The organism is Curtobacterium sp. MCPF17_051, assembly GCF_003234595.1.
Taxonomy (GTDB): domain Bacteria; phylum Actinomycetota; class Actinomycetes; order Actinomycetales; family Microbacteriaceae; genus Curtobacterium; species Curtobacterium flaccumfaciens.
The window spans coordinates 74,698-95,171 of sequence record NZ_QKSE01000007.1; the positions used below are offsets into that span (position 1 = coordinate 74,698).

General features: G+C 71.7%; 21 protein-coding genes. 7 read left to right on the forward strand and 14 right to left on the reverse strand.

Features of this window, described 5'->3' with window-relative positions; genetic code table 11:
* The first annotated feature begins 399 nt into the window (after positions 1-399).
* Positions 400-714 carry a hypothetical protein gene (locus DEJ35_RS06970; protein WP_051596716.1) on the forward strand — a complete coding sequence of 105 codons (315 nt, stop codon included), beginning with the start codon at positions 400-402 and terminating at the stop codon, positions 712-714.
* Positions 715-880: 166 nt separating this feature from the next.
* On the opposite strand, the gene DEJ35_RS06975 is transcribed toward DEJ35_RS06970, so the two are convergent.
* Positions 881-2,347, reverse strand: coding sequence for a peptide MFS transporter (locus DEJ35_RS06975; RefSeq protein ID WP_181435535.1), 1,467 nt, complete (start codon positions 2,345-2,347; stop codon positions 881-883).
* A gap of 198 nt (positions 2,348-2,545) precedes the next feature.
* On the opposite strand from DEJ35_RS06975, the gene DEJ35_RS06980 reads away from it, so the two are divergent.
* Positions 2,546-4,684, forward strand: a complete 2,139-nt coding sequence (locus DEJ35_RS06980; RefSeq protein WP_111192404.1) for an acyl-CoA dehydrogenase — start codon at positions 2,546-2,548, stop codon at positions 4,682-4,684.
* Positions 4,685-4,757: 73 nt separating this feature from the next.
* On the opposite strand, the gene csrA is transcribed toward DEJ35_RS06980, so the two are convergent.
* From csrA to DEJ35_RS07045, 13 genes are all read right to left on the reverse strand, one after another.
* Positions 4,758-5,018 (reverse strand): carbon storage regulator CsrA, encoded by a 261-nt coding sequence (gene csrA / locus DEJ35_RS06985; protein ID WP_111090852.1) that lies wholly within the window; start codon positions 5,016-5,018, stop codon positions 4,758-4,760.
* 4 nt (positions 5,019-5,022) lie between these two features.
* Complete coding sequence (locus DEJ35_RS06990; protein ID WP_146244764.1) at positions 5,023-5,988, reverse strand: hypothetical protein; 966 nt, start codon at positions 5,986-5,988, stop codon at positions 5,023-5,025.
* Positions 5,963-8,017, reverse strand: coding sequence for a flagellar biosynthesis protein FlhA (locus DEJ35_RS06995; RefSeq protein WP_111192408.1), 2,055 nt, complete (start codon positions 8,015-8,017; stop codon positions 5,963-5,965). The genes DEJ35_RS06990 and DEJ35_RS06995 overlap by 26 nt, the downstream gene beginning before the upstream one ends.
* A complete protein-coding gene (locus tag DEJ35_RS07000; RefSeq protein ID WP_111192410.1) occupies positions 8,014-9,207 on the reverse strand; it encodes a flagellar biosynthesis protein FlhB in 1,194 nt (397 codons plus the stop codon). The genes DEJ35_RS06995 and DEJ35_RS07000 overlap by 4 nt, the downstream gene beginning before the upstream one ends.
* A 4-nt stretch (positions 9,208-9,211) precedes the next feature.
* A complete protein-coding gene (locus DEJ35_RS07005) occupies positions 9,212-9,970 on the reverse strand; it encodes a flagellar biosynthetic protein FliR (RefSeq protein ID WP_111192412.1) in 759 nt (252 codons plus the stop codon).
* A complete protein-coding gene (locus DEJ35_RS07010; protein WP_017887433.1) occupies positions 9,970-10,245 on the reverse strand; it encodes a flagellar biosynthetic protein FliQ in 276 nt (91 codons plus the stop codon). The genes DEJ35_RS07005 and DEJ35_RS07010 overlap by 1 nt, the downstream gene beginning before the upstream one ends.
* Before the next feature lie 9 nt (positions 10,246-10,254).
* Positions 10,255-11,091, reverse strand: coding sequence for a flagellar type III secretion system pore protein FliP (fliP, locus tag DEJ35_RS07015; protein ID WP_071244631.1), 837 nt, complete (start codon positions 11,089-11,091; stop codon positions 10,255-10,257).
* The gene (locus DEJ35_RS07020) at positions 11,088-11,648 is read right to left on the reverse strand and encodes a flagellar biosynthetic protein FliO (RefSeq protein WP_111123018.1); all 561 of its coding nucleotides are present in this window, start codon (positions 11,646-11,648) and stop codon (positions 11,088-11,090) included. Before DEJ35_RS07020 ends, fliP begins: the two co-directional genes overlap by 4 nt.
* A 7-nt stretch (positions 11,649-11,655) precedes the next feature.
* Complete coding sequence (gene fliN, locus DEJ35_RS07025; protein ID WP_110859876.1) at positions 11,656-12,360, reverse strand: flagellar motor switch protein FliN; 705 nt, start codon at positions 12,358-12,360, stop codon at positions 11,656-11,658.
* Complete coding sequence (locus tag DEJ35_RS07030) at positions 12,360-13,238, reverse strand: flagellar motor switch protein FliM (protein ID WP_110859874.1); 879 nt, start codon at positions 13,236-13,238, stop codon at positions 12,360-12,362. Before DEJ35_RS07030 ends, fliN begins: the two co-directional genes overlap by 1 nt.
* Positions 13,239-13,344: 106 nt before the next feature.
* Positions 13,345-14,274: a flagellar motor protein MotB gene (locus DEJ35_RS07035; RefSeq protein ID WP_110859872.1), complete on the reverse strand. Its 930-nt coding sequence runs from the start codon at positions 14,272-14,274 to the stop codon at positions 13,345-13,347.
* 2 nt (positions 14,275-14,276) lie between these two features.
* Positions 14,277-15,101 (reverse strand): motility protein A, encoded by an 825-nt coding sequence (locus tag DEJ35_RS07040; RefSeq protein WP_110859870.1) that lies wholly within the window; start codon positions 15,099-15,101, stop codon positions 14,277-14,279.
* 1 nt (position 15,102) lies between these two features.
* Positions 15,103-15,405 carry a flagellar FlbD family protein gene (locus DEJ35_RS07045; protein WP_111192414.1) on the reverse strand — a complete coding sequence of 101 codons (303 nt, stop codon included), beginning with the start codon at positions 15,403-15,405 and terminating at the stop codon, positions 15,103-15,105.
* A gap of 242 nt (positions 15,406-15,647) precedes the next feature.
* Here DEJ35_RS07045 and DEJ35_RS07050 point away from each other — a divergent pair, with 242 nt between their 5' ends.
* The 5 genes from DEJ35_RS07050 to DEJ35_RS07070 all read left to right on the forward strand — a co-directional run bounded on the left by DEJ35_RS07050 (position 15,648) and on the right by DEJ35_RS07070 (position 20,233).
* Positions 15,648-16,487: a DUF4397 domain-containing protein gene (locus DEJ35_RS07050; RefSeq protein ID WP_111192416.1), complete on the forward strand. Its 840-nt coding sequence runs from the start codon at positions 15,648-15,650 to the stop codon at positions 16,485-16,487.
* A 29-nt stretch (positions 16,488-16,516) separates the two neighbouring features.
* The gene (locus DEJ35_RS07055; protein ID WP_181435536.1) at positions 16,517-17,134 is read left to right on the forward strand and encodes a class F sortase; all 618 of its coding nucleotides are present in this window, start codon (positions 16,517-16,519) and stop codon (positions 17,132-17,134) included.
* A gap of 68 nt (positions 17,135-17,202) precedes the next feature.
* Positions 17,203-17,748, forward strand: a complete 546-nt coding sequence (locus tag DEJ35_RS07060; RefSeq protein WP_110859862.1) for an RNA polymerase sigma factor — start codon at positions 17,203-17,205, stop codon at positions 17,746-17,748.
* Positions 17,745-18,554, forward strand: coding sequence for an anti-sigma factor (locus DEJ35_RS07065; protein ID WP_110859860.1), 810 nt, complete (start codon positions 17,745-17,747; stop codon positions 18,552-18,554). Before DEJ35_RS07060 ends, DEJ35_RS07065 begins: the two co-directional genes overlap by 4 nt.
* Positions 18,555-18,664: 110 nt before the next feature.
* A complete protein-coding gene (locus tag DEJ35_RS07070; protein ID WP_176708770.1) occupies positions 18,665-20,233 on the forward strand; it encodes a UDP-N-acetylglucosamine 1-carboxyvinyltransferase in 1,569 nt (522 codons plus the stop codon).
* The last annotated feature ends 241 nt before the right edge of the window (positions 20,234-20,474 follow it).

Here is a 20,474-nt window from a genome sequence, read left to right on the forward strand (position 1 = left end):
GCGCGGTGCGGGCCCGATGCGGGCCTCCCGGCCGTCGTCCCGCCGGTCGCAACACCCCGCTCACCTCCGCGCGCTGGTCAGGAACCGTCGCCTGGCGGCGGCGCCGCCGACAGTTCGTGACCGTTCGGCGCGCCGCAGGCGGGGTGTCCTGACCACCCGGCCCGCGCTCTGGACGCGACCGACAGCGGCCTGGAGGCGCGGTGCGGGTCCGCCACGAGCCTCCCGGCCGTCGTCCCGCCGGTCGCAACACCCCGCTCACCTCCGCGCGCTGGTCACGAACCGTCGCCTGGCGGCGCCGCCGCCGACGGTCTGCGACCGCTCGGCGCGCACCCGGCGGGGTGTCCTGACCACCCGGTGGCCGGGCCGTCAGCGTGTCGACAGGTGCCGCACAGACGTTCCATGACCACGCGCCGCTACGGTGATGGCGTGTTCGGACGCCGCCGCTCCCCCAGTCCCCGCCCCGACGACGCTCCCGGTCTCGGCATCGGTGCCCTCGTGCAGGTCATCGACACCGACCGGGGTGGCGAGCAGTGGGCCGACGAGCCGATCGGGGTGATCGTGGCTCCCGGCGGGAGTCAGATCGGCGGGACACAGCGCACGTGGACCGTTGCGTTCGAGGAGCCCGTGTACACGAAGGACGGCCGCGGCCCCTTCGAGCGCGCGACCGTCCTGAGTCGTCAGCTGGTGCCGGTCACGACCGACAGCGGCGAGTAGTCCGGGTCAGGGACTCAGTACTCCTCGGAGCCGCTCTTCATCATGGCCGCGACGGCCATGCAGCACCCGACGCCACCGAGGACGCCGACGCCGATGATGATCCCTGCGATGAGTTCGAGCATGGGTGGTGACTCCTTGGTTGCGTCGGCGTGTGGCTCCGCTCAGGTTACCGGATGCCGCGCATGAGCCGCAGCACCGGCTTGGCCAGGAGCAGCAGGACCACACCCACCACGACGGCGACCAGGCCGAGGATCGTGAAGTACGGAGCCTCGTTCGCCGGGTCGTAGTAGCGGGACAGCACCCCGGTGACGGCGGTGCCGAGCGACACCGACAGGAAGAACAGCGCGACCATCTGCGTCTGGAACTTCGGCGGCGCGAGCTTCGTGGCGACGGACTGGCCGACGGGCGAGAGCAGCAGCTCGGCGAGCGTGAACACCAGCAGGATGCCGACGAGCGCGAGCAGCGGCGTGCCGTTCTCGCCCGACCCGGTGAACGGCAGGAAGAGCAGGAACGCGAGCCCCATGATCCCGGTGCCGAGTGCGAACTTCGTCGGGGTGGACGGCTGGCGGTCGCCGAGCTTGGTCCACAGCGCCGCGAAGACGCCGGACAGCACGATGATGAAGACCGGGTTGATCGACTGCACCCACGACACCGGCATCTCCCAGCCGAACAGCGAACGGTCGAGTCGTTCGTCGGAGTAGACCGTCACGACGGTGAACTGCTGCTGGTACAGGGACCAGAACACGGCGCTGCCGATGAACAGCGGGATGAACGCGAAGACCCGCGACCGCTCGTCACGGGTGATGCCGCTCGACAGGATCACGACGAAGTAGCCGATGGTGGCGAGCACGACGACCGCCACCACGACGGTGGGCAGGTTGCCGACGTTGAGCAGGCCGGTCAGCACGGCGACGACGATGACGACCAGCGCGACGACGACGCCGGCACCGATGAGCGGCAGACGGCGGCGGTCGACCGGGTTCGCCACGTGGCGGACGACCTCGGGCAGCTTCTTCCGACGGATCGCGTACTGCACCAGGCCAGCGGCCATCCCGACGGCGGCGAGGCCGAAGCCCCAGTGGAAGCCGAGCGAGCTCTGCAGCAGCCCGGTGAGCAGCGGTCCGAAGAACGCCCCGAGGTTCACGCCGAGGTAGTACAGCGAGAAGCCGGCGTCGCGGCGCGGGTCCTCGCGGCTGTAGAGGCCGCCGACGATCGTGGTGGCCGTGGCCTTGAGCCCGCCGGAGCCGAGCGCGATGAGCACGAGGCCGACCCCGACCCCGGCCACCCCGGGGATGAGCGCGAGTGCGATGTGCCCGAGCATCACGACGATCGCGCTGCCGAACAGGGTCCGGTCCGCACCGATCAGCCGGTCGGCGATCCACGCCCCGATGATCGTGAACAGGTAGACCGCGCCGCCGTAGGCACCCATGATGCCGGCGGCGATGCCCTTGTCGATCCCCAGGCCGCCCTGCGTGACCGTGTAGTACATGTAGATGAGGACGATGCCCTGCATGCCGTAGAACGAGAACCGCTCCCAGAGCTCCACGGCGAACGGTGTCGAGAGCTCGAACGGTTGCCCGAAGAAGGTGCGTCCGGGACGGCCTTCGCGGTCCGCGGGGGTGGTACGTGACATGGCGGCCAGTCTGCCCCTGGCCGGGTGGGCACGCCCAATCGTCGAACACCGCTCATGTCTTTGGAGGGTTCCCACGACCTCGTGACGGCATCGACGACACGGTGTTGTGCGGCGCGCACGGCGTTCCCGCCACTGTCGGCACGGGTGTCTAGCGTGGACGGTGCAACACGGACACCGCAGTTCAGGAGGACTCCGCCCATGGTCGACACCGCACCCGCCCAGCGCACCACCCCCGCCAGCGGCAGCGACACCGCGCCGGACGTCGACGCGCAGCACGCCGCGCCGAACGCCGACGCCGCCGGCGACCCGGCAGCGGGCACCCCGACCGCCGGCACGGACACCGACGTCCGCATCGACGTCGAGCTGGTGCAGGAGCTCCTGCTCGGACGCTGGGCCGAGGACCGCCGGATCTCCCGGCGGCTCGCGCTCGACCCCGCGATGCAGAAGATCGAGGGCCAGCCGATCCCCGAGCACCGGGCACGCGTGCTCGAGCAGCTCCGGACCCTGGTCGACGCCGGGGCCATCCAGCGCCCCTACCCCGCCGAGTTCGGCGGCCAGAGCAACCACGGTGGCAACCTGGCGGCGTTCGAGGAGCTCGTCACCGCCGACCCGTCGATGCAGATCAAGGCCGGGGTGCAGTGGGGACTGTTCGGGTCCGCCGTGCACCACCTGGGCACCGAGGCGAACCACCGCGAGTTCCTGCCGGGCATCGTCTCGTTCGAGGTCCCCGGCTGCTTCGCGATGACCGAGACCGGCCACGGCTCGGACGTGCAGAGCATCGCCACGACGGCCACGTACGACCCCGCGACCGAGGAGTTCGAGATCCACACGCCGTTCCGCGGTGCGTGGAAGGACTACATCGGCAACGCGGCCCTGCACGGTCACGCCGCCGTCGTGTTCGCGAAGCTCGTGACCGCGGGTGTCGACCACGGCGTGCACGCGTTCTACGTCCCGCTCCGCGACGCCGAGGGGGCGTTCCTGCCCGGCGTGAGCGGTGAGGACGACGGCCCCAAGGGCGGCCTGAACGGCATCGACAACGGCCGGCTCGCCTTCGACCACGTCCGGGTCCCCCGCACGAACCTGTTGAACCGCTACGGCGACGTCGCCGCGGACGGCACCTACTCGTCGCCGATCGCGTCGCCCGGCCGTCGGTTCTTCACGATGCTCGGCACCCTGGTGCAGGGCCGGGTATCGCTCGACGGCGCCGCGGTCGTCGCACAGAAGATCGCGCTGCAGATCGCCCTGACCTACGCGATGCAGCGCCGTCAGTTCCCCACCGGTGACGGCACCGAGGGCGTGCTGCTCGACTACGGCCGGCACCAGCGCCGTCTCATCCCGCGCCTGGCGACGGTGTTCGCGCAGTCGTTCGCGCACGAGAAGCTCCTGCGCACCTTCGACGACGTCTTCAGCGGGCGCGAGGACACCCCGGAGCGCCGGGAGGACCTGGAGACCCAGGCCGCGGCGTTCAAGTCGATGTCGACCTGGTCGGCGCTCGACACCCTGCAGGAGGCCCGCGAGTCGTGCGGCGGTGCCGGGTTCCTCGCCGAGAACCGTCTGACCGGGCTCCGCGCCGACCTCGACGTCTACGTGACGTTCGAGGGCGACAACACCGTGCTGCTGCAGCTCGTCGGCAAGCGCCTGCTCACCGAGTTCCGCGCGAGGGCCCCGAAGGACCCGGCGTCCACCGCGAAGTTCGTGGCGGCCGTCGCGGCGTCGAAGCTGGCCGACGCGTCCGGCATCCGTCGCCTCGGCCAGACCGTGGCCGACCGCGGCTCGCTGGCCGCCAGCGTCGCCGACCTGCAGGACCCCCGCACGCAGCGCGAACTGCTCGCCGGCCGGGTCGACACCATGGTCGCCGAGATCGGCATGCGCCTGGCGTCGGCCGGCAAGGACCGAGCACGCGCCGCCCGACTGCTGAACCGCTCGCAGCACGAGCTCATCGAGGCGTCGAAGGCGCACGCCGAGCTCATGCAGTGGGACGCCTTCACCGAGGCGCTCGACGAGGTGACCGAGGGCGACACCCGCCGTGTGCTCGTCTGGCTGCGCGACCTGTTCGCACTCGGCCTGCTCGAGCAGCACCTGGACTGGTACCTGCTGCACGGCCGGCTGTCGGCGCAGCGTGCCCGTGCGGTGTCGGCGTACATCGACCGGCTCGTCGCCCGGGTCCGGCCCATCGTGCCGCAGTTGATCGAGACCTTCGGCTACGAGCCCGGTCACGTCCGGGCGCCGATCGCGCTCGGTGCCGAGCAGGCCCGACAGGACGAGGCACGTGCCTGGCTCGCCGCCGAGGCCGCTGCCGGCCGCCTACCCGAGCAGGAGAAGAAGCCCCGTCCGTGACGGACGTGCAGCCCCGTCCATGACGGACACGCGGCCGCGCCCGAGACGGGCGTGGCCGTGTCGGGAGCTACAGCTAGGAGTCGGTCGGTTCCGGCGCAGCCCCGCCGCGGGCCCCGAGCGCCGCGCGCAGCTGCGCCTCGGCGTCGTCACCGGCAGCGGCGGCCTCGGCGTTCGCCTCGGCGACCGCACGCACGACCTCTTCGCGCTGGATCTTCACGCCGCGCGGGGCGTCGATGCCGATCCGGACGCCGTCGCCCCGGGAGTCGAGCACCGTGATGACGATGTCGTCGCCGACGAGGATCCGCTCGCCGACCTTCCGCGTGAGTACCAGCACGCGTTCAGCCTAGCGACACGACGGGGAGCCCCAGCAGGTCCACCGACTCGGGCGTGGCGGTCTCGCCCGCACCGATGGCTACGACACCGGCCACGGGCAGCCTCGAGGCCACCGCGGACACCATCGCGGCCGAGTCCGCGGGCTTCCGCCCGACGTCGACCACGACCCACACCTGGTCGGCTTGCAGCGCGTCGCCGGTCGCCCGGTCGTCCCACGCGGCGACGGCGAGCACGGCGTGACGGTCGCGGACACCGTCGGCCCGCGCCAGGATCGCCGCACGGCGGTCGGCGGCGTCCGTCGGCCGGAGCGCGTGCCGCACCGCGAAGAGCCCGGCGGCCGCGTCGACGTCGTTCGGCCGCCCGACCAGGAGCACCAGGTCACCGTCCGCGGACCGCACGGCCGGGGCGGTGGACCGGGCCACCGCTGCCGGCGAGGGCGAGCCGAGGACGCGGGACGGGCCTCCCGACCGGGTCTCGACGACCGGCTGCGCGACGGCCACCGCCTGCGCGTCGGCCACCGGCTGCGCGTCGACGGCGGCCTGGAGGCGCGGGTCGACCCCCGTGGGCACGTCCGGCTCACCCGGGGCGCGCGTCGGGCGCGGGGCGCTCGGCGTGATCCCGTCCGCCTGGAATCCGTCGAGCACCGACGCGAAGGCGTCGGCCCGCGTCGTCGCGGTGCCGTCGGTGGCGGCGATGCGGGCCTCGGCCGCCTCGGCGTCGGCGAGCAGCGCGGCGATGCCGACGCGCTGCACGGGCGAGTCGGCGATGACCACCCGGGCGGTGGGCTGGTCCCCCGGTTCCGGCACCTCGACGGTGGCCTCGACGTGCGCCTTGCGGAACAGCCCGCCGAAGCCCGGAGTGGTCACGCGTTCGGCCGCGACGATCCGCGCACCCGCGCCGAACTCGGTCCGGACCGCGTCGCGGACGGACTCGAGCGTGGCGCCGCTACGCTGCAATCGGGTCGGCGGCACGGACCACTCCCACGGTCTCGATGGTGGAGCCCGCGGCGGTGGCCTCCTGGTACGACAGCACCGGGAGCCCGTTCGACTGGGCGGCGACCATGCGGTGCACGGCCGGGCGGAGCTGCGGGGCGCAGACCAGGACGGCGGAGAGTCCCTGGTCCTCCACGGAGCGCACGGCGTCGCGGACGGAGCCCAGGACCTGCTCGATGCGGTGTGCGTCGAGCACGATCTGGCTGCCCTGCTCGGACGGCCGGAGCCCCTCGAGCATCGACTGCTCGAGCATCGGGTCGATCATGATGACGCGCAGGGTGCCGGCGTCGGTGTGCCGGGCGGCGAGGGCCGGGCCGAGGGCCGCACGGGCGGACTCGACGAGCCCCTCGGGGTCGGTCGACACCTTGGCGCGGAGCGTGAGGGCCTCGCAGATCCGGCCGAGGTCGTTGATCGGCACGCGCTCGGCGAGCAGGCCCTGCAGCACCCGCTGCAGTTCGGCCATCGAGAGCATGCCGGGGACGAGTTCCTCGACCGCCGCGGGGTTGACCTGCTTGACGCCCTCGGTCAGGACCTTGACGTCCTCGCGGGTGAGCAGGCGTGCCGCGTTGTCGCCGATGACCGCCTGCAGGTGGGTGACGAGCACGGAGACCCGGTCGATCACGGTCGCGCCGGTCATCTCGGCGGCGTGCCGGAGCTCGGCGGGCACCCACTTGCCGGTCAGGCCGAACACCGGCTCGACGGTCGAGGTGCCGGGCAGGCCGTCCAGGTGGTCGCCGAGCGCCAGGACGCTGCGGGCGGGCGCGGTGCCCCGACCGGCCTCGACGCCGGCGATCCGGATGGCGTACGTCGACGGCGGCAGGTCGATCGAGTCGCGGGTGCGGACCGGCGGGACGACGATCCCCATGTCGATCGCGATCTTGCGGCGGAGGGCACGCACCCGGCCGAGCAGGTCGTCGGAGGCGCCGGAGACCATGTCGACCAGGTCGGGGGCGAGCAGGATCTCGAGGGCGTGGACGCGCATCTGCTCGAGCAGGTCCTCCGGGGTGTCCCCGGCCGGCGCCGCCGCCGCGAGTGCCTGCTGCTGGGCGGCGTCGGCCTCGGCCCGGGCGGCGTTCCGGCCGATGCGCCAGCCCGTGAAGAGCAGGGTCGCGCCGACGAGCAGGAAGGGCAGGATCGGCATGCCGGGGATGAACCCCATCGCGATCGCGGCGACACCGGCGATCATCAGGGCGTTCCGCGACTGCGACAGCTGGGTCGCGGCCGAGGAACCCATCTCGGACTCCGCGCCGGACCGGGTGACGATCATGCCCGTCGACACCGCCATCAACAGCGCCGGGATCTGCGTGACCAGGCCGTCGCCGATCGTGAGGATGCCGTACTTCGACAGGGCGTCGGTGGCGGACAGTCCGTTCTGCAGCATGCCAATGGCGATGCCGCCGATCAGGTTGATGATGATGATCAGGATGCCGGCGATCGCGTCGCCCTTGACGAACTTCGACGCACCGTCCATCGCGCCGTAGAAGTCGGCCTCGGCGGACACCGCGGCGCGGCGCTCCTTGGCTTCCTGGTCGGTGATCAGCCCGGCGTTCAGGTCGGCGTCGATCGCCATCTGCTTGCCCGGCATCGCGTCGAGGGTGAAGCGTGCCCCGACCTCGGCGACGCGCTCGGCACCCTTCGTCACCACGACGAACTGGATGACGATGAGGATCAGGAAGATGACCGCGCCGATGATGATCGACCCGGAGACGGCGACGTGGCCGAACGCCTGGATGACGTCGCCGGCGAAGCCCTCGCCGAGCACCAGCCGGGTGGACGCGACGTTCAGGCCGAGCCGGAACAGCGTCGCGACGAGCAGCAGGGACGGGAACACCGAGAAGTCGAGCGGCTTCTTCACGAACAGCGTCGTGAGCAGGATCACCAGCGCCAGCAGGATGTTGATGATGATCAGGAAGTCGAGCAGGAACGACGGCACCGGCAGGATCAGCAGCAGGATGATGCCGACGATGAACACCGGGACGACGAGCTTCGGCAGGTCCTTGCGGTTCATGCGGGGAGTCCTTCGGTCTGGTTCTCTGCGGTGCGCGGTGTGCGGAGCTTGCGGGGGCGGAGGTCGCCGGTCAGGGTGGCGGGGTCGATGACGCTCGCGACCTCGTCCGGGGTGGTCGGCCGCGGCGGCGCGTGCGTGCCGGCCGCGGTGCCGCGGGCCTTGAGCGCCATCACGAAGGACAGGACGCGGGCCACCGGGGTGTACAGGTCGACGGGGATCTCGTGCCCGAGCTCGCACGCGGCGTGCAGCGCCCGGGTGAGCGGGACGTCACGGACGATCGGCACCCGCTCTTCTTCGGCACGCGCACGGATGACGTCGGCGACCGGTCCGGCCCCCTTCGCCACCACCCGGGGCGCGGACCTGCCCGGCTCGTACTTGATCGCGACGGCGTAGTGGGTCGGGTTCGTCATCACGACGTCCGCGGTGCCGATGGCCTGGATCATCCGGTTGCGGCTCATCGCGAGCTGACGGGAGCGGCGCTGCGACTTCACCAGCGGGTCGCCGTCGCTCCGCTTGTTCTCGTCCTTGACCTCGCGCTTGGTCATCATCGTGCGCTTCCGGTTGCGGCGGATCACCACGAACACGTCGAGGGCTGCGAGGACGAGTCCGGCGACGATCGCGGCGCGCAGCAGGGTGCCCGACCCGGCGGCGGCGGCCTCGAGCACGGCCGACAGCGGCAGCGAGCCGCTCGTCATCAGGACCGGCATGAGCCCCTGCACCGCGAACCAGAGGACGAGCCCGACGACTGCGGTCTTGAGCAGCGCCTTCGCGCCGTTCCAGAGCGCCTGGGTGCCGAACACGCGCTTCAGTCCGGCGATCGGATCGAAGTGGTCGGGCTGCGGCGTCATCTTGCGGAAGTGCACCCCGCCCTGGGTGACGGCGGCGGCGAGCACCGCGACCGCGACGACCGCGAGCATCGGGCCGAGGGTCGCACCCATCGAACCGAGGGCGTCGGCGAGCAGGGCCTGCACGGCACCGAGCTCGGGGTCCTCGATGACCCGCTGCACGGCGAGCAGCTGGTCCTGCCCAGCGGCCGCGGCGTTGCCGATCGCGGCAGGGATCATGAGCGCCGCGACGGCGATCCCGATCCACGCGCCGAGGTCCTGCGAGCGACCGATCTGGCCCTTCTCGTGGACCTCGCGCATCCGCTGCTGGGTTGCCTGTTCGGAACGTTCTCCGCTGTCGGACACGTCGTCACCCCCGTCCCGTGATCGCCTCGACGGCGTCGCCGGTCAGCGACGACACCACCGAGGGCAGGGCCATGAAGAGCGCGCCGGCGAACAGGACGGTCAGGCCGATCTTGATCGGGAAGCCCATCTGGAACGCGTTGAGCGCCGGTGCCACGCGGGTCAGCAGCCCGAGCCCCACGTCGGCCAGGAACAGCACGACGACGAGCGGACCGGCGATCTGCAGGGTCGCGAGGAACATCTGCGACATCGCGGTCACGAGCATCGACGCGAGCCCGTCCACGGCGAAGGTACCGGTGAGCGGCACGGCGTCGAAGGACCGCACCAGACCACCGACGATGAGCTGGTAGCCGCCCGAGGTGAAGAGCAGCGCGAGCGCGGTCATCTGGAACAGACGGGTGAACTGGGCGCCGTTGACCTGGGACTGCGGGTCGAACGCCTGCGCGAGCGTGAACCCGCCGAACAGGTCGATGAGCGCACCCGCCGACTGCACGGCGGCGAACACCAGGAACACCAGGAACCCGAGGGACAGCCCGACCACGAGCTGGGTGAGCAGGGCGAGCAGGAACGGGCCGGTCGCGAGCTGCTCGTAGCCGGCGGCGACCCGCGGGGCGACGCCGATGGCGAGCCCCAGCCCGAGGATCACCTTGACCGTGCCGGGGAACGCCCGGTACGAGAACGGCGGCGCGATGACGAAGAACGCGACGAGCCGGACGCCGGCGAGCATGGTCGCCTCCAGACGGTCGGCGTCGATGCTGAGCTCCATCAACCGGCCCCGAGCAGCTTCGGGATCATGTCGAAGGCGACGTGCGTGAACGCGATCATCTCCGAGATCATCCAGTTGCCGCAGACCACCAGGGCGATCGCGACGGCGACGGCCTTCGGCACGAACGAGAGCGTGACCTCCTGGATCTGCGTCACCGACTGGAACAGCGAGATCGCGAAGCCGACGACGAGCGAGGTGACGAGGACCGGGGCGGCGAGCTTGCCGGACACCAGGAGCGCCTGGAGCACGAGGTCGATGACGGCCTGCTGGTTCATGCGTGCCCCCTAGACAACGTGGTAGCTCTCGATGAGCGACGTGATGATGAGGCCCCAGCCGTCGACCAGCACGAAGAGCAGGATCTTGAACGGCAGCGAGATCATGACCGGCGGGAGCATCATCATGCCCATCGACATCAGGGCCGCGGAGACGACGAGGTCGATCACCAGGAACGGGATGAAGATGACGAACCCGATGATGAACGCGCTGCGGAGCTCCGAGATGATGAACGCCGGGATCACGGTCGTCATCGGCACGTCCGCCATCGACTTCGGGTTGTCGAGCCCGGCGGCGCGGGTGATCAGGGCGACGTCCTCGTCGCGGGTCTGGTGGAGCATGAAGGTCCGCAGGGGTTTCGTGCCGATCTCGACGGCCTGGTTGAAGTCGAGGTGCCCGGCCAGGTAGGGCTGCAGGGCGTCGTCGTTGATGTGTCCGAGCACCGGTGCCATCACGAACAGCGACAGGAACAGTGCCAGTCCGGCGATCACCTGGTTCGGCGGGATCGACTGCAGCCCGAGCGCGTTCCGGGTCATCGCGAGCACGACGAAGATCTTCGTGAACGACGTCATCATGAGCATCAGCGCGGGTGCGACGCTCAGCAACGTGATGCCGATGAGCGTCACCACGGCCGACGACGGCGTGCCGTCCGGGCCGTTCACGCTGACGCTGAAGTCACCGGTCGCGGGGGCGGTCGGGGTCGCCGGGGCGGTGGGTTCGACGACACCGGCGGCGTGCGCACCGGTCGTCGTGAGCATCAGGAACCCGGCCACGACCGCCAGGCCGAGCAGGACGAGGGCGACGAGTCGACCCGACCGTGCCAGCCGGTGCGGCCCTGCCGCCCTCACCCGGCCCGCCGGTTCCGCAGCGCGGCCGCGGCCTGGCGCCAGGTGTCGACCGACAGGATCGAGCCCTGCAGCTGCTGCGCGCTCGGCACCGCGCGCTGCGGACGACGGTTGCGCGGGCGCATCGGCAGCGGCGCGACGGCGCTGGTCGCGTCGGTCGCCCGGGCCACGTCGTCCGTGCCTGCCGGGAGGCCCGGGGTGGCGTCCGACTGCTGCGCGAGTTCCCGACCGAACGCGTCGGCCGACGGGGCGGGACGCACCGGCAGCGCCACCGGGCCGGTGACGATGGTGAGTTCCGGCGCGGGTGCCTGCCCGCTGGTGAGCAGGTTGACCCCGTGCTCGGACACGCCGAGCACGAGCCGCTCCCCCTCGACGTCGACCACGACGACGCTCGCCTTGCCGCCGATGCCCTGCCGGCCGACGACCTCGACGGTCGCCGCACGACGGCCCGACGGCTTGCCCGAGAAGCGCTTGCGGCTCGCGCGGTGCAGCACCCACATGAGGGCGAGCACGACGCCGAGCGAGAGCGCGACGCGGAGGGTGACGACGAGGGTGTCCACGTGCGGGTCAGACCGTTTCGGCGACGTCGAGGATGCGGGTGATCCGGACCGCGTAGTCCTGGTCGACGACGACGACCTCGCCGTGCGCGATGAGCCGGCCGTTCAGCAGGACGTCTGCGGGGGCACCGGCACTGCGGTCGAGCTCGACGACGGCGCCGGGCTCCATGCCGAGCACGTCGCGGACCGACATCCGGGTGCGGCCGATCTCGACCGTCAGGGTCATCTCGACGTTGTTGATCCGGCCGAGGTTGCCGGCCGGCAGGTTCGCGACGACGGGCGCGGACACCGTGCCGTTCTCGCGGATCCGGATGCCGAACCACCCGGCGGGCAGGCCACCGGCGGTCAGTTCGAACACGACGGTGTCCGGGTCGGCCAGCAGTGACGCGGCCGACTCGCGGTTCGCCTCGCCGAGCACACCGACGCCGAGGACCCCGGCCGCGGCCTCGAGCGACGGGCGCAGCACGTCCGTGACGGCCACGATGCCGTGGTCGGTGCCTCCGGCGGCCGTGATCGCCTCGAGGTCGGTGAGCACGAGCGCCAGGTCGGCCGACAGGCCGCCGACGAACGAGGCGACGACGGCGTCCGTCGCCGCGTCGAGCACGACCGGTGTCGCGCCTCCGGGCAGGAGCAGTGCGCTCAGCGGGGCGGCCGTCGGGAGCTGCGCCGCGAGCGACTCGGCCGCTGCGGTGTGGAGGGTGGTCGTTTCGGTCATCAGTGCTGCTCCGTGCTCGTGGTGGTGACGACGATGCCGGCGAGGCGCGAGCCGTTCGCGCCGACCGCGGCGGTGCCGACGGGTTCGCCGTCGACCGCGATGGTGAGGGGCCGGTGCTGCGGGTGCGGCAGCGGCAGGACGTCGCCGACGGCGAGCCGCAGGACCTGCGTCGGCAGGACCGCGGCCGGGGCGAAGCGCAGGCTGACGCCCACGGGCACGCTCTCGAGCTGCGCGTCGAGCAGGGCTCGGGCGTCGGCGGGCGACACGTGCGCGGCGGCCTCGCCGAGCTGCGGCAGGACGGCCTCGGCCGGCAGGGCCAGCGTGCCCGGGGCGATGCGGTCGCCGACCCGGATCGAGAACGAGGCGACGATCATCAGGTCGCCCTTCTGCGCGGCCTGGGCGAACTGGCTGTTGAACTGGAACCCGCCGACCGTGACGTCCTGCGCGAGCAGCCCGCCGAACGAGTAGCGGAGGTCTTCGAGGGCGTCCTCGACGATCTTGCGGACCAGGGCCTGCTCGATCGGCGTGAAGGTGCGGTCCGGCGTCGGCAGCGGCTTCGAGGCGCCCAGCGCGTGCGACACCCACGTCAGCGCGGCGTCGAGCGGGACCTGCAGCACGCCCTTCGGGGTCAGGCCGGTGATCGGCAGCAGCACCATGCCGGTGAGCGCGGGCAGCGACGCGGCGTACTCGTCGTACGTCGTCATCTGCACCTGCTCGCAGGTGACCTGGCTGACCGCGCGGACCTTCGCCGTCAGCTGCGTGCCCCACTGGCGCGCGAACGTCTCGAAGGCGAGCTCGAGGACCCGGGCGTGCTCACGGGCCAGCGTCGACGGGCGCGCGAAGTCGTACACCTCGGGTGCTGGCAGGGTCTCGGTCACGGGTGCGTCTATCGGTCACCTGTGGGGCACCCGTCAGTGCTGTAACCCGTAGTGGGGCGGTGGCGTCGTCCGTGCGTCAGGCCGTCCGGGCTCCGTCCTGTGTGTGTCAGCCCTGCTGCGCTCCGTCCTGTGCCTTCGCCAGCGCCGGCATGAGGGCGCTGACGTCCTGGTCGGCGTTCGACAGGACCACGATGTCGACCCGCCGGTTCAGGGCGAGGTCCCGGTCCGTGCCGCCCTTCGCCAGTGGCCGGCTTGACCCGAACCCGACGCTCTGCACGTGGTCGCCGGGCATCCCGCCCCGCTCGACCAGGTCGCGCAGGACCCCGGTCGCCCGCGCGGCGCTGAGCTCCCAGTTGGTGGCGTACGGCGCGGTCGAGTTCCGCTGGTCGGCGTGCCCCTCGACGCTGACGTCGTGGTCGGAGGTCTTCAGCACCGGCGCGATGGCGTCCATGATCGACCGCGCCTGGTCGGACAGGTCCGCGCTGTTCGTGCCGAAGTACGTCTCGCTGCCGATCAACCGGACGATCAGGCCGCGGGCGTCCACCGTGAATTGGACGTTCTCGGTCTGGCCCGCCTTCGCCAGGTTGCGCTGGATCGCACGCTCGAGCTTCGTCAGGTCGTCGAGCTCGCGCTTCGCCTCGGCGAGGTCCTGCTTCGTCGCCGTCGTCGGCACCACCGTCGACGCGGGGTCGACGTTGGTGTCCTTCGTGCCCGACGAGGCGGTCGAGTGGTCGGCCTGGGACTTGTCCGTCGAGTAGCCGGAGCCGTCCTCGACCTGGTCCTTCGTCACGACGGTGCCGCTCGCGGTGTCGATCTTCTGCGAGTCGACCTCGCCGAAGCCGGTGGCGAGCGACTGCTTCAGCTGGATGTACTTCTCCTGGTCGACGGTGGACATCGCGAAGAGCACGAGGAACATGCACATCAGCACCGTGATCATGTCCATGTACGACGCCATCCAGCGCTCGTCGGGGTGCTCAGCCTCGTCGTGGGACTTCTTCGCGCGACCGCGGCCGCGGCCTCGGGGGTTGGCGCTCACGGTCAGGCCGCCAGCTGCTGGTCGTCGGCCGCGTCGGCCTTCTTGCCGCCCTTGCCACCCTTGCCGCCCGTGTCGGCGCGGGCAGCGGGCGGGACCATGGCCTTCAGCCGCTCACCGAGCAGACGGGGCTGGCTGCCGGCCTGCACCGCGAGCAGCCCCTCCATCAGGAGCGTCTGGCGGTCCGACTCGAGCTGGGCGAGCTTGCGGAGCTTGCCGCCGATCGGCAGCCACATGAAGTTCGCGGTCAGCAGGCCCCACAGGGTGGCGACGAACGCGCTGGCGATCAGCGGTCCGAGCTCGTCGGGCTTGCCGAGGTTCGCGAGCACGTGGGTGAGCGAGACCACGGTGCCGATGATGCCGACGGTCGGCGCGAACCCGCCGAGGCCCATGAAGAACGCGCTCGCGCTCCGGGTCGGGGCCGCGTTCGACTCGATCTCGTCCTCGAGCAGGATCCGCAGCTCGTCGCCGTCGGTGCCGTCCGCGATGTTCTGCAGCGCCTTCTTCATGAACGGGTCGTCGTGCTTGTCGGCCTCCTGCTCGAGGGCGAGCAGGCCGTTGGCGCGGGCGGTCTCGGCGAGCCCGACGACGTCGTCGATGACCGATGCCGGCGGGGTGACCTTGCCGGTGAACGCCTTCGGGACCGCCTTGAAGCTGGCGATCGCGTCCTTGAGGGTGGTGCTGGCGATGCCGCAGCCGATGGTGGCGCCGAACACGAGCAGCATCGGGGCGGGCAGGAAGAGTCCACCGAGTTCGACGTGCTCCATCTGGACCATGCCGAACAGGGCGCCGAAGGCGAGCAGGATGCCGACGATCGTTGCGATGTCCACGTCAGCGACCCCCGTCCAGGGCGCGGCCGTGCTGCGCGGAGCGGAGTGCGGCGACCGGGGCGAGCGTGGGCTGCGGGCCGGTGTTCGTGCTCGAGCGGGAGGCCTGGTCGGTGCCGTAGGCCATGCCGACGATCCGTGCGCGGTACGCGGCGATCAGGTCGATGACGTCGGCCATCGACTCCCGCACGATGTACTTCGCGCCGTCGACCATGATGAGCGTCGTGTCCGGCGTCTCCTGGATGCGCTCCACGAGATCGGGGTTCACAGCGAATCCGCTGCCGTTCAGTCGTGTGACGACGATCATGGCCCGTCCTGGTTCTCGATCGTCCCGCCGCCGTCCGTGGGGCAGGATGCGGGCCCGTCCGTGGGCCTGCACGGAGGACTATCGGCGGACGCGGCGGGTGCGTTAGCGACGCGTTCGGGCCGTCTCAGCTGATCCCCAGGAAGTCACTGCATCCGATCGGGGTGCTCCGACGGTAGTGGGGGTACGAGGTCGAGGACGACGTCGTCCGCACCGGCCCGGACAGGCCCCGAAGGAGACACGTCATGCGCAAGACACTCGCCACCGGCCTCAGCGCCGGTGTCCTGTTCGCCGCCGCCGCGGCCGTACTGCCCGCGACCGCTGCGACCGCCGCCACCGGCGAGGCGACGCTCTCGGTCCTCCACGCCGTCCCGGACGTCACCGTCGACGTCTACCTCGACGGCGAGCGTGCCATCGACGACTTCACCCCGGGCACCCTCGCCGGCCCGATGATGGTGCCGGCAGGTGCGCACCAGCTCGCGATCACCGCCTCGGACGCCACCGACGCGTCGAAGCCGATCATCGGTCCGGCGGACGTCTCGTTCGACGCGGGGGGCAACTACACCGCCGTCGCCCACGACGCCACGGACGGGTCGCCGACCGCCACGGTGTTCACCAACGACACCTCGGCCGTAGCAGCGGGCCAGGGACGCCTGGTCGTCCGCCACGTCGCCGCCGCACCGGCCGTCGACGTCCTCGCCGGCGGGAAGGCAGTCGTGTCGAACCTGTCGAACCCCGACGAGCAGGCACTCGAGCTGCCGGCCGGCACCGTCTCGGCGAGCGTTGCAGCGACCGGTACCACCGACCCCGTGATCGGCCCGGCGGACGTCGCGGTCACCGCGGGTTCGTCGACCATCGTCTACGCCTGGGGCAGCCTGGACGACGACGACCTCGCCCTCGCCACGCAGACCATCGCTGACCTCGGTGGCACGCCGAACGGCGTCCCCGCCGGGAACGCCGGTCTCGTGGCCACGAACGACCAGGGCCCCCTGCCCCTGGTCGGCGCAGCGGCGGCCGCACTGGCCGCCGCTGCCGCGATCGGGGCCGTGGTGCTCCGCCGCCGGCACGCAGCGACCCGCCGCTGAACGTGCCACGCCCTGTGCGGTCCGCCACGGTGACGCTCGTCGTCGCCGTGGCGGCCGCCGCCCTGACCGGGTGCTCGTCGGCCGGGACCACCCCCGGCGGGCAGCCGTCCGTCCTGCCGACCACCACCCCCACACCGGTCCCGTCGGCGTTCTCGACCGAGGTGCCGCAGCAGGCCGCCACGATCCCGCCGATCCGGAACGCCCCCGCCCCGACCACCATCACCGTCGACCACGCCGGCATCAGCGCGCCGGTCCGTCCCGAGGGGGTCGACGAGGACGGCGCGATGGCGCTCCCGCCCGACCCGGCGACCGCGGGCTGGTACCGGTTCGGTGCCGCCCCGTCGTCCACCGGGGGCACCGTCGTCATCGCGGCCCACGTCGACGCGGTCGGCTACGGCACCGGCCCGTTCTCACGCCTCGGCGACGCCCCCTCCGGTACCCGGATCACCCTGACGGACGCGGACGGTGCCGAGACCGCGTGGCGGATCGACTCCGTCAGCATGCTCGAGAAGCGGGGACTCCCCTGGGGCGAGGTGTTCCGTGACGACGGACCACGACGGCTCGTCCTGGTGACCTGCGGCGGGACGTTCGACGGAGCCACCGGACACTACGAGAGCAACCTCGTCGTCACCGCGGTCCCGGCCTGACCGTGGCGACGATCCGCCCCCTACGATCGGATCGTGGTCGACGACGACCGCGCCAGCGACAGGAAGACGTGACGACCATCCTCCCGGACGACAGCGAGCTCTCGGACGCGTTCCGCGCCGGGGGCGAGCACGCCCTGCGAGCCGTCTACGAACGGTGGTCGTCGCTCGTCTACTCGCTGGCCCTGCGCGCCCTGGCCGACCCGGCCGCCGCCGAGGACGTCACGCAGCAGGTGTTCGTGAAGGCCTGGCAGCGCAGCACGAGTTACGACCCCGGCCGCGCCCCGCTCGGCGCGTGGCTGGTCGGCATCACCCGGAACTGCATCGCCGACGCGCAGAACGAGCGTCGACGGCACGCCAGCGCCGCTGACCCGGACGTGGTCGAGGAGACCACCCCGGCGCCGGAACCGGCCTTCGACCTGGCCGAGCGCGCACTCGTCGCCGACGAGCTCGAGCGGCTCGACGAGGTCCCACGACGCGTGATGCGACTGGCGTTCTACGACGACCTCAGCCATCGTGAGATCGCCGAACGGCTCGAACTGCCGCTGGGCACCGTCAAGAGCCACATCCACCGAAGTCTGGCTCGGCTCCGAACACGTCTGGAGGTGATCGAATGAAGCACGTCGACGACGAGACGCTGGCGATGCTCGCGGTCTCCGACCAGGTCGCGACGGACGACGTCGCCGAGCACCTGGTGTCCTGCGACCGGTGCCGCGACGAGGTGGCCGCACTGCAGCGGGTCGCCGCGGTGACCCGCGCGTCCGAGGACGTGACGTTGGCCGCGCCCCCGGAGCACGTGTGGGAGCGGATCGCGGCCGAGATCGCCCGGACGCCACAGCAGGCTGCGGCGCCGGCGACCGAACCCGAACGAGCGGCCGAACGCGCATCCGAAGGGGCGCCCGCCGGCACCCGGTCCGACGCGCAGCACCACGCCGTGGCCCGCCGAACCCGATCCCGTCCCCGTCGTCGCCGAGCCCTCGCCGTTGCGATCGCCGGCGTCGGTGTCCTCGCCGTCGTCCTCGGCATCGGTGTGGCATCGGGGATCGTCCCAGGACTCCCCCGCGGCGACACCGAGACCGTCCTGGCGAACACCGAGCTCGCGGCACTGCCCGGTTGGTCGGGGACGACCGGCCGTGCCGAACTCGAACGTGACCAGGACGGCCGGGTGACCCTCGTCGTCGACCTGCACGGTGAGCGCGGTCGCTCCGGCACCGGTCCGCTGCGCGAGGTCTGGATGATGCGGTCGGACCTCGGCGGACTGGTGAGCGTCGGCTACCTCGACGGCGACCAGGGCCGCTTCACGGTGCCCGACGGCGTCGACACCGCGGAGTTCCCGGTCGTCGACGTCTCGGCCGAGGCCGACGACGGCGATCCGGCGCACTCCGGCAACTCGATCGTCCGGGGCACCCTGACCGATCCCTGAGCAGTTTCGTCCCCCGAAATTCCCAACTGTGACGTATTCGAGACCTCCGGACGCGCAATGGGTGTCCATCTTCCACCGGTTTATCTCATGAGCGTGTTAGCGTGGCGCGCATGACCGACACCACCACCGTCGTCTCGCCGGCATCTCCGGCGACCGCAGCACCCCTCCGTGAGGTCGGCGCCCTGATCCGGGGCGCCCGCAAGGGCCGCAGCATGACGCAGGCCCAGCTCGCCGAACGCGTCGGCACCAGCCAGAGCGCGATCAACCGCATCGAGCAGGGCGGGCAGAACCTGTCCCTCGAGATGCTCACCCGCATCAGCGACGCCCTCGACCAGCAGATCGTCTCGATCGGCGGTGCGCCGCAGCGCGCCCACCTGCGCGTGCAGGGCGGCCGGAAGCTCAGCGGCTCCATCGCGGTGAACTCGAGCAAGAACGCCGCCGTGGCGCTGCTCTGCGCCTCGCTGCTCAACCGCGGCGTGACCCGTCTGCACAAGGTCGCCCGGATCGTCGAGGTCGACCGCATCATCGACGTGCTCCGCAGCCTCGGCGCGAGCGTCACGTGGTCGGAGGACGGCGAGACCCTCGAGATCGTCGCCCCCGACGACCTGCACCTCGACGCGATCGACGCCGACGCCGCCCGCCGCACCCGCAGCGTGCTCATGTTCCTCGGCCCGCTCAGCGGCCGGTACGAGTCCTTCCGCCTGCCCTACGCCGGCGGCTGCGACCTCGGCACCCGCACGGTCGAGCCGCACCTCATCGCGCTCCGTCCGTTCGGCGTGGACGTCGAGGCGACCTCCGGCTGGTACGAGGTCGACGTCGCGAACCAGGCCGTCCCCACCAAGTCGGTCGTGCTCACCGAGCGCGGTGACACCGTGACCGAGAACGCGATCCTGGCCGCCGCGGCCCGCGACGGCGAGACCGTCATCCGGAACGCCAGCCCCAACTACATGGTGCAGGACCTCTGCTTCTTCCTCGAGCTGCTCGGGGTGCAGATCGAGGGCATCGGCACCACCACGCTCCGCATCACCGGCAAGAGCCGCATCGACGAGGTCGTGGACTACTGGCCGAGCGAGGACCCGGTCGAGGCGATGAGCCTGCTGACCGCCGGCATCGTCACAGCGTCGACCCTCACCGTGACCCGTGCACCGATCGAGTTCCTCGAGATCGAGCTCGCGACCCTGGCCGAGATGGGCCTGCGCTTCGACGTCAGCGAGGAGTACGCCGCGGCCAACGGCCGCACCCGCCTCGTCGACATCACGGTGCACCCGTCCGAGCTGCACGCGCCGATCGACAAGATCCACGCGATGCCGTTCCCCGGCCTGAACATCGACAACCTGCCGTTCTTCGTCGTCATCGCAGCCATGGCCGAGGGCACCACGCTCGTGCACGACTGGGTCTACGAGGGCCGGGCGATCCACCTGCTCGACCTCACCCGCCTGGGCGCGAGCGTCACCCTGCGTGACCCGCACCGCCTCGACGTCACCGGCCCGACGCACTTCTCCGGTGCCGAGATCAGCTGCCCGCCGGCGCTGCGGCCCGCCGTGGTGATCCTGCTGGCGATGCTCGCGGCGAAGGGCGAGAGCGTCCTGCGCAACGTCGGCATCATCGCCCGTGGCTACGAGCAGCTCCAGGAGCGCCTCAACTCGCTCGGCGCGTCCATCGAGACGTTCCACGACTGACGCTCCGGCGAGCAAGGCCCCCGCAAGCCACCGGTGTTCGCCGGTTGAACACGTGCAGACCGCGGTTCAGCACGCGAACACCGGTGTTGTGCGCTCCCTCCCTGACGGCGGCTGCACTCCCCCGCCCGGCGGCTGTTCCTGTCGCTCGGGATCGTCGCGGGCGTGCTCGCGATGCTCCTGCCGCCGGCCGCCGTCGCGGTCGGTGACGCGACCGACCCGGCCAGCTCCTTCGAACAGGCGG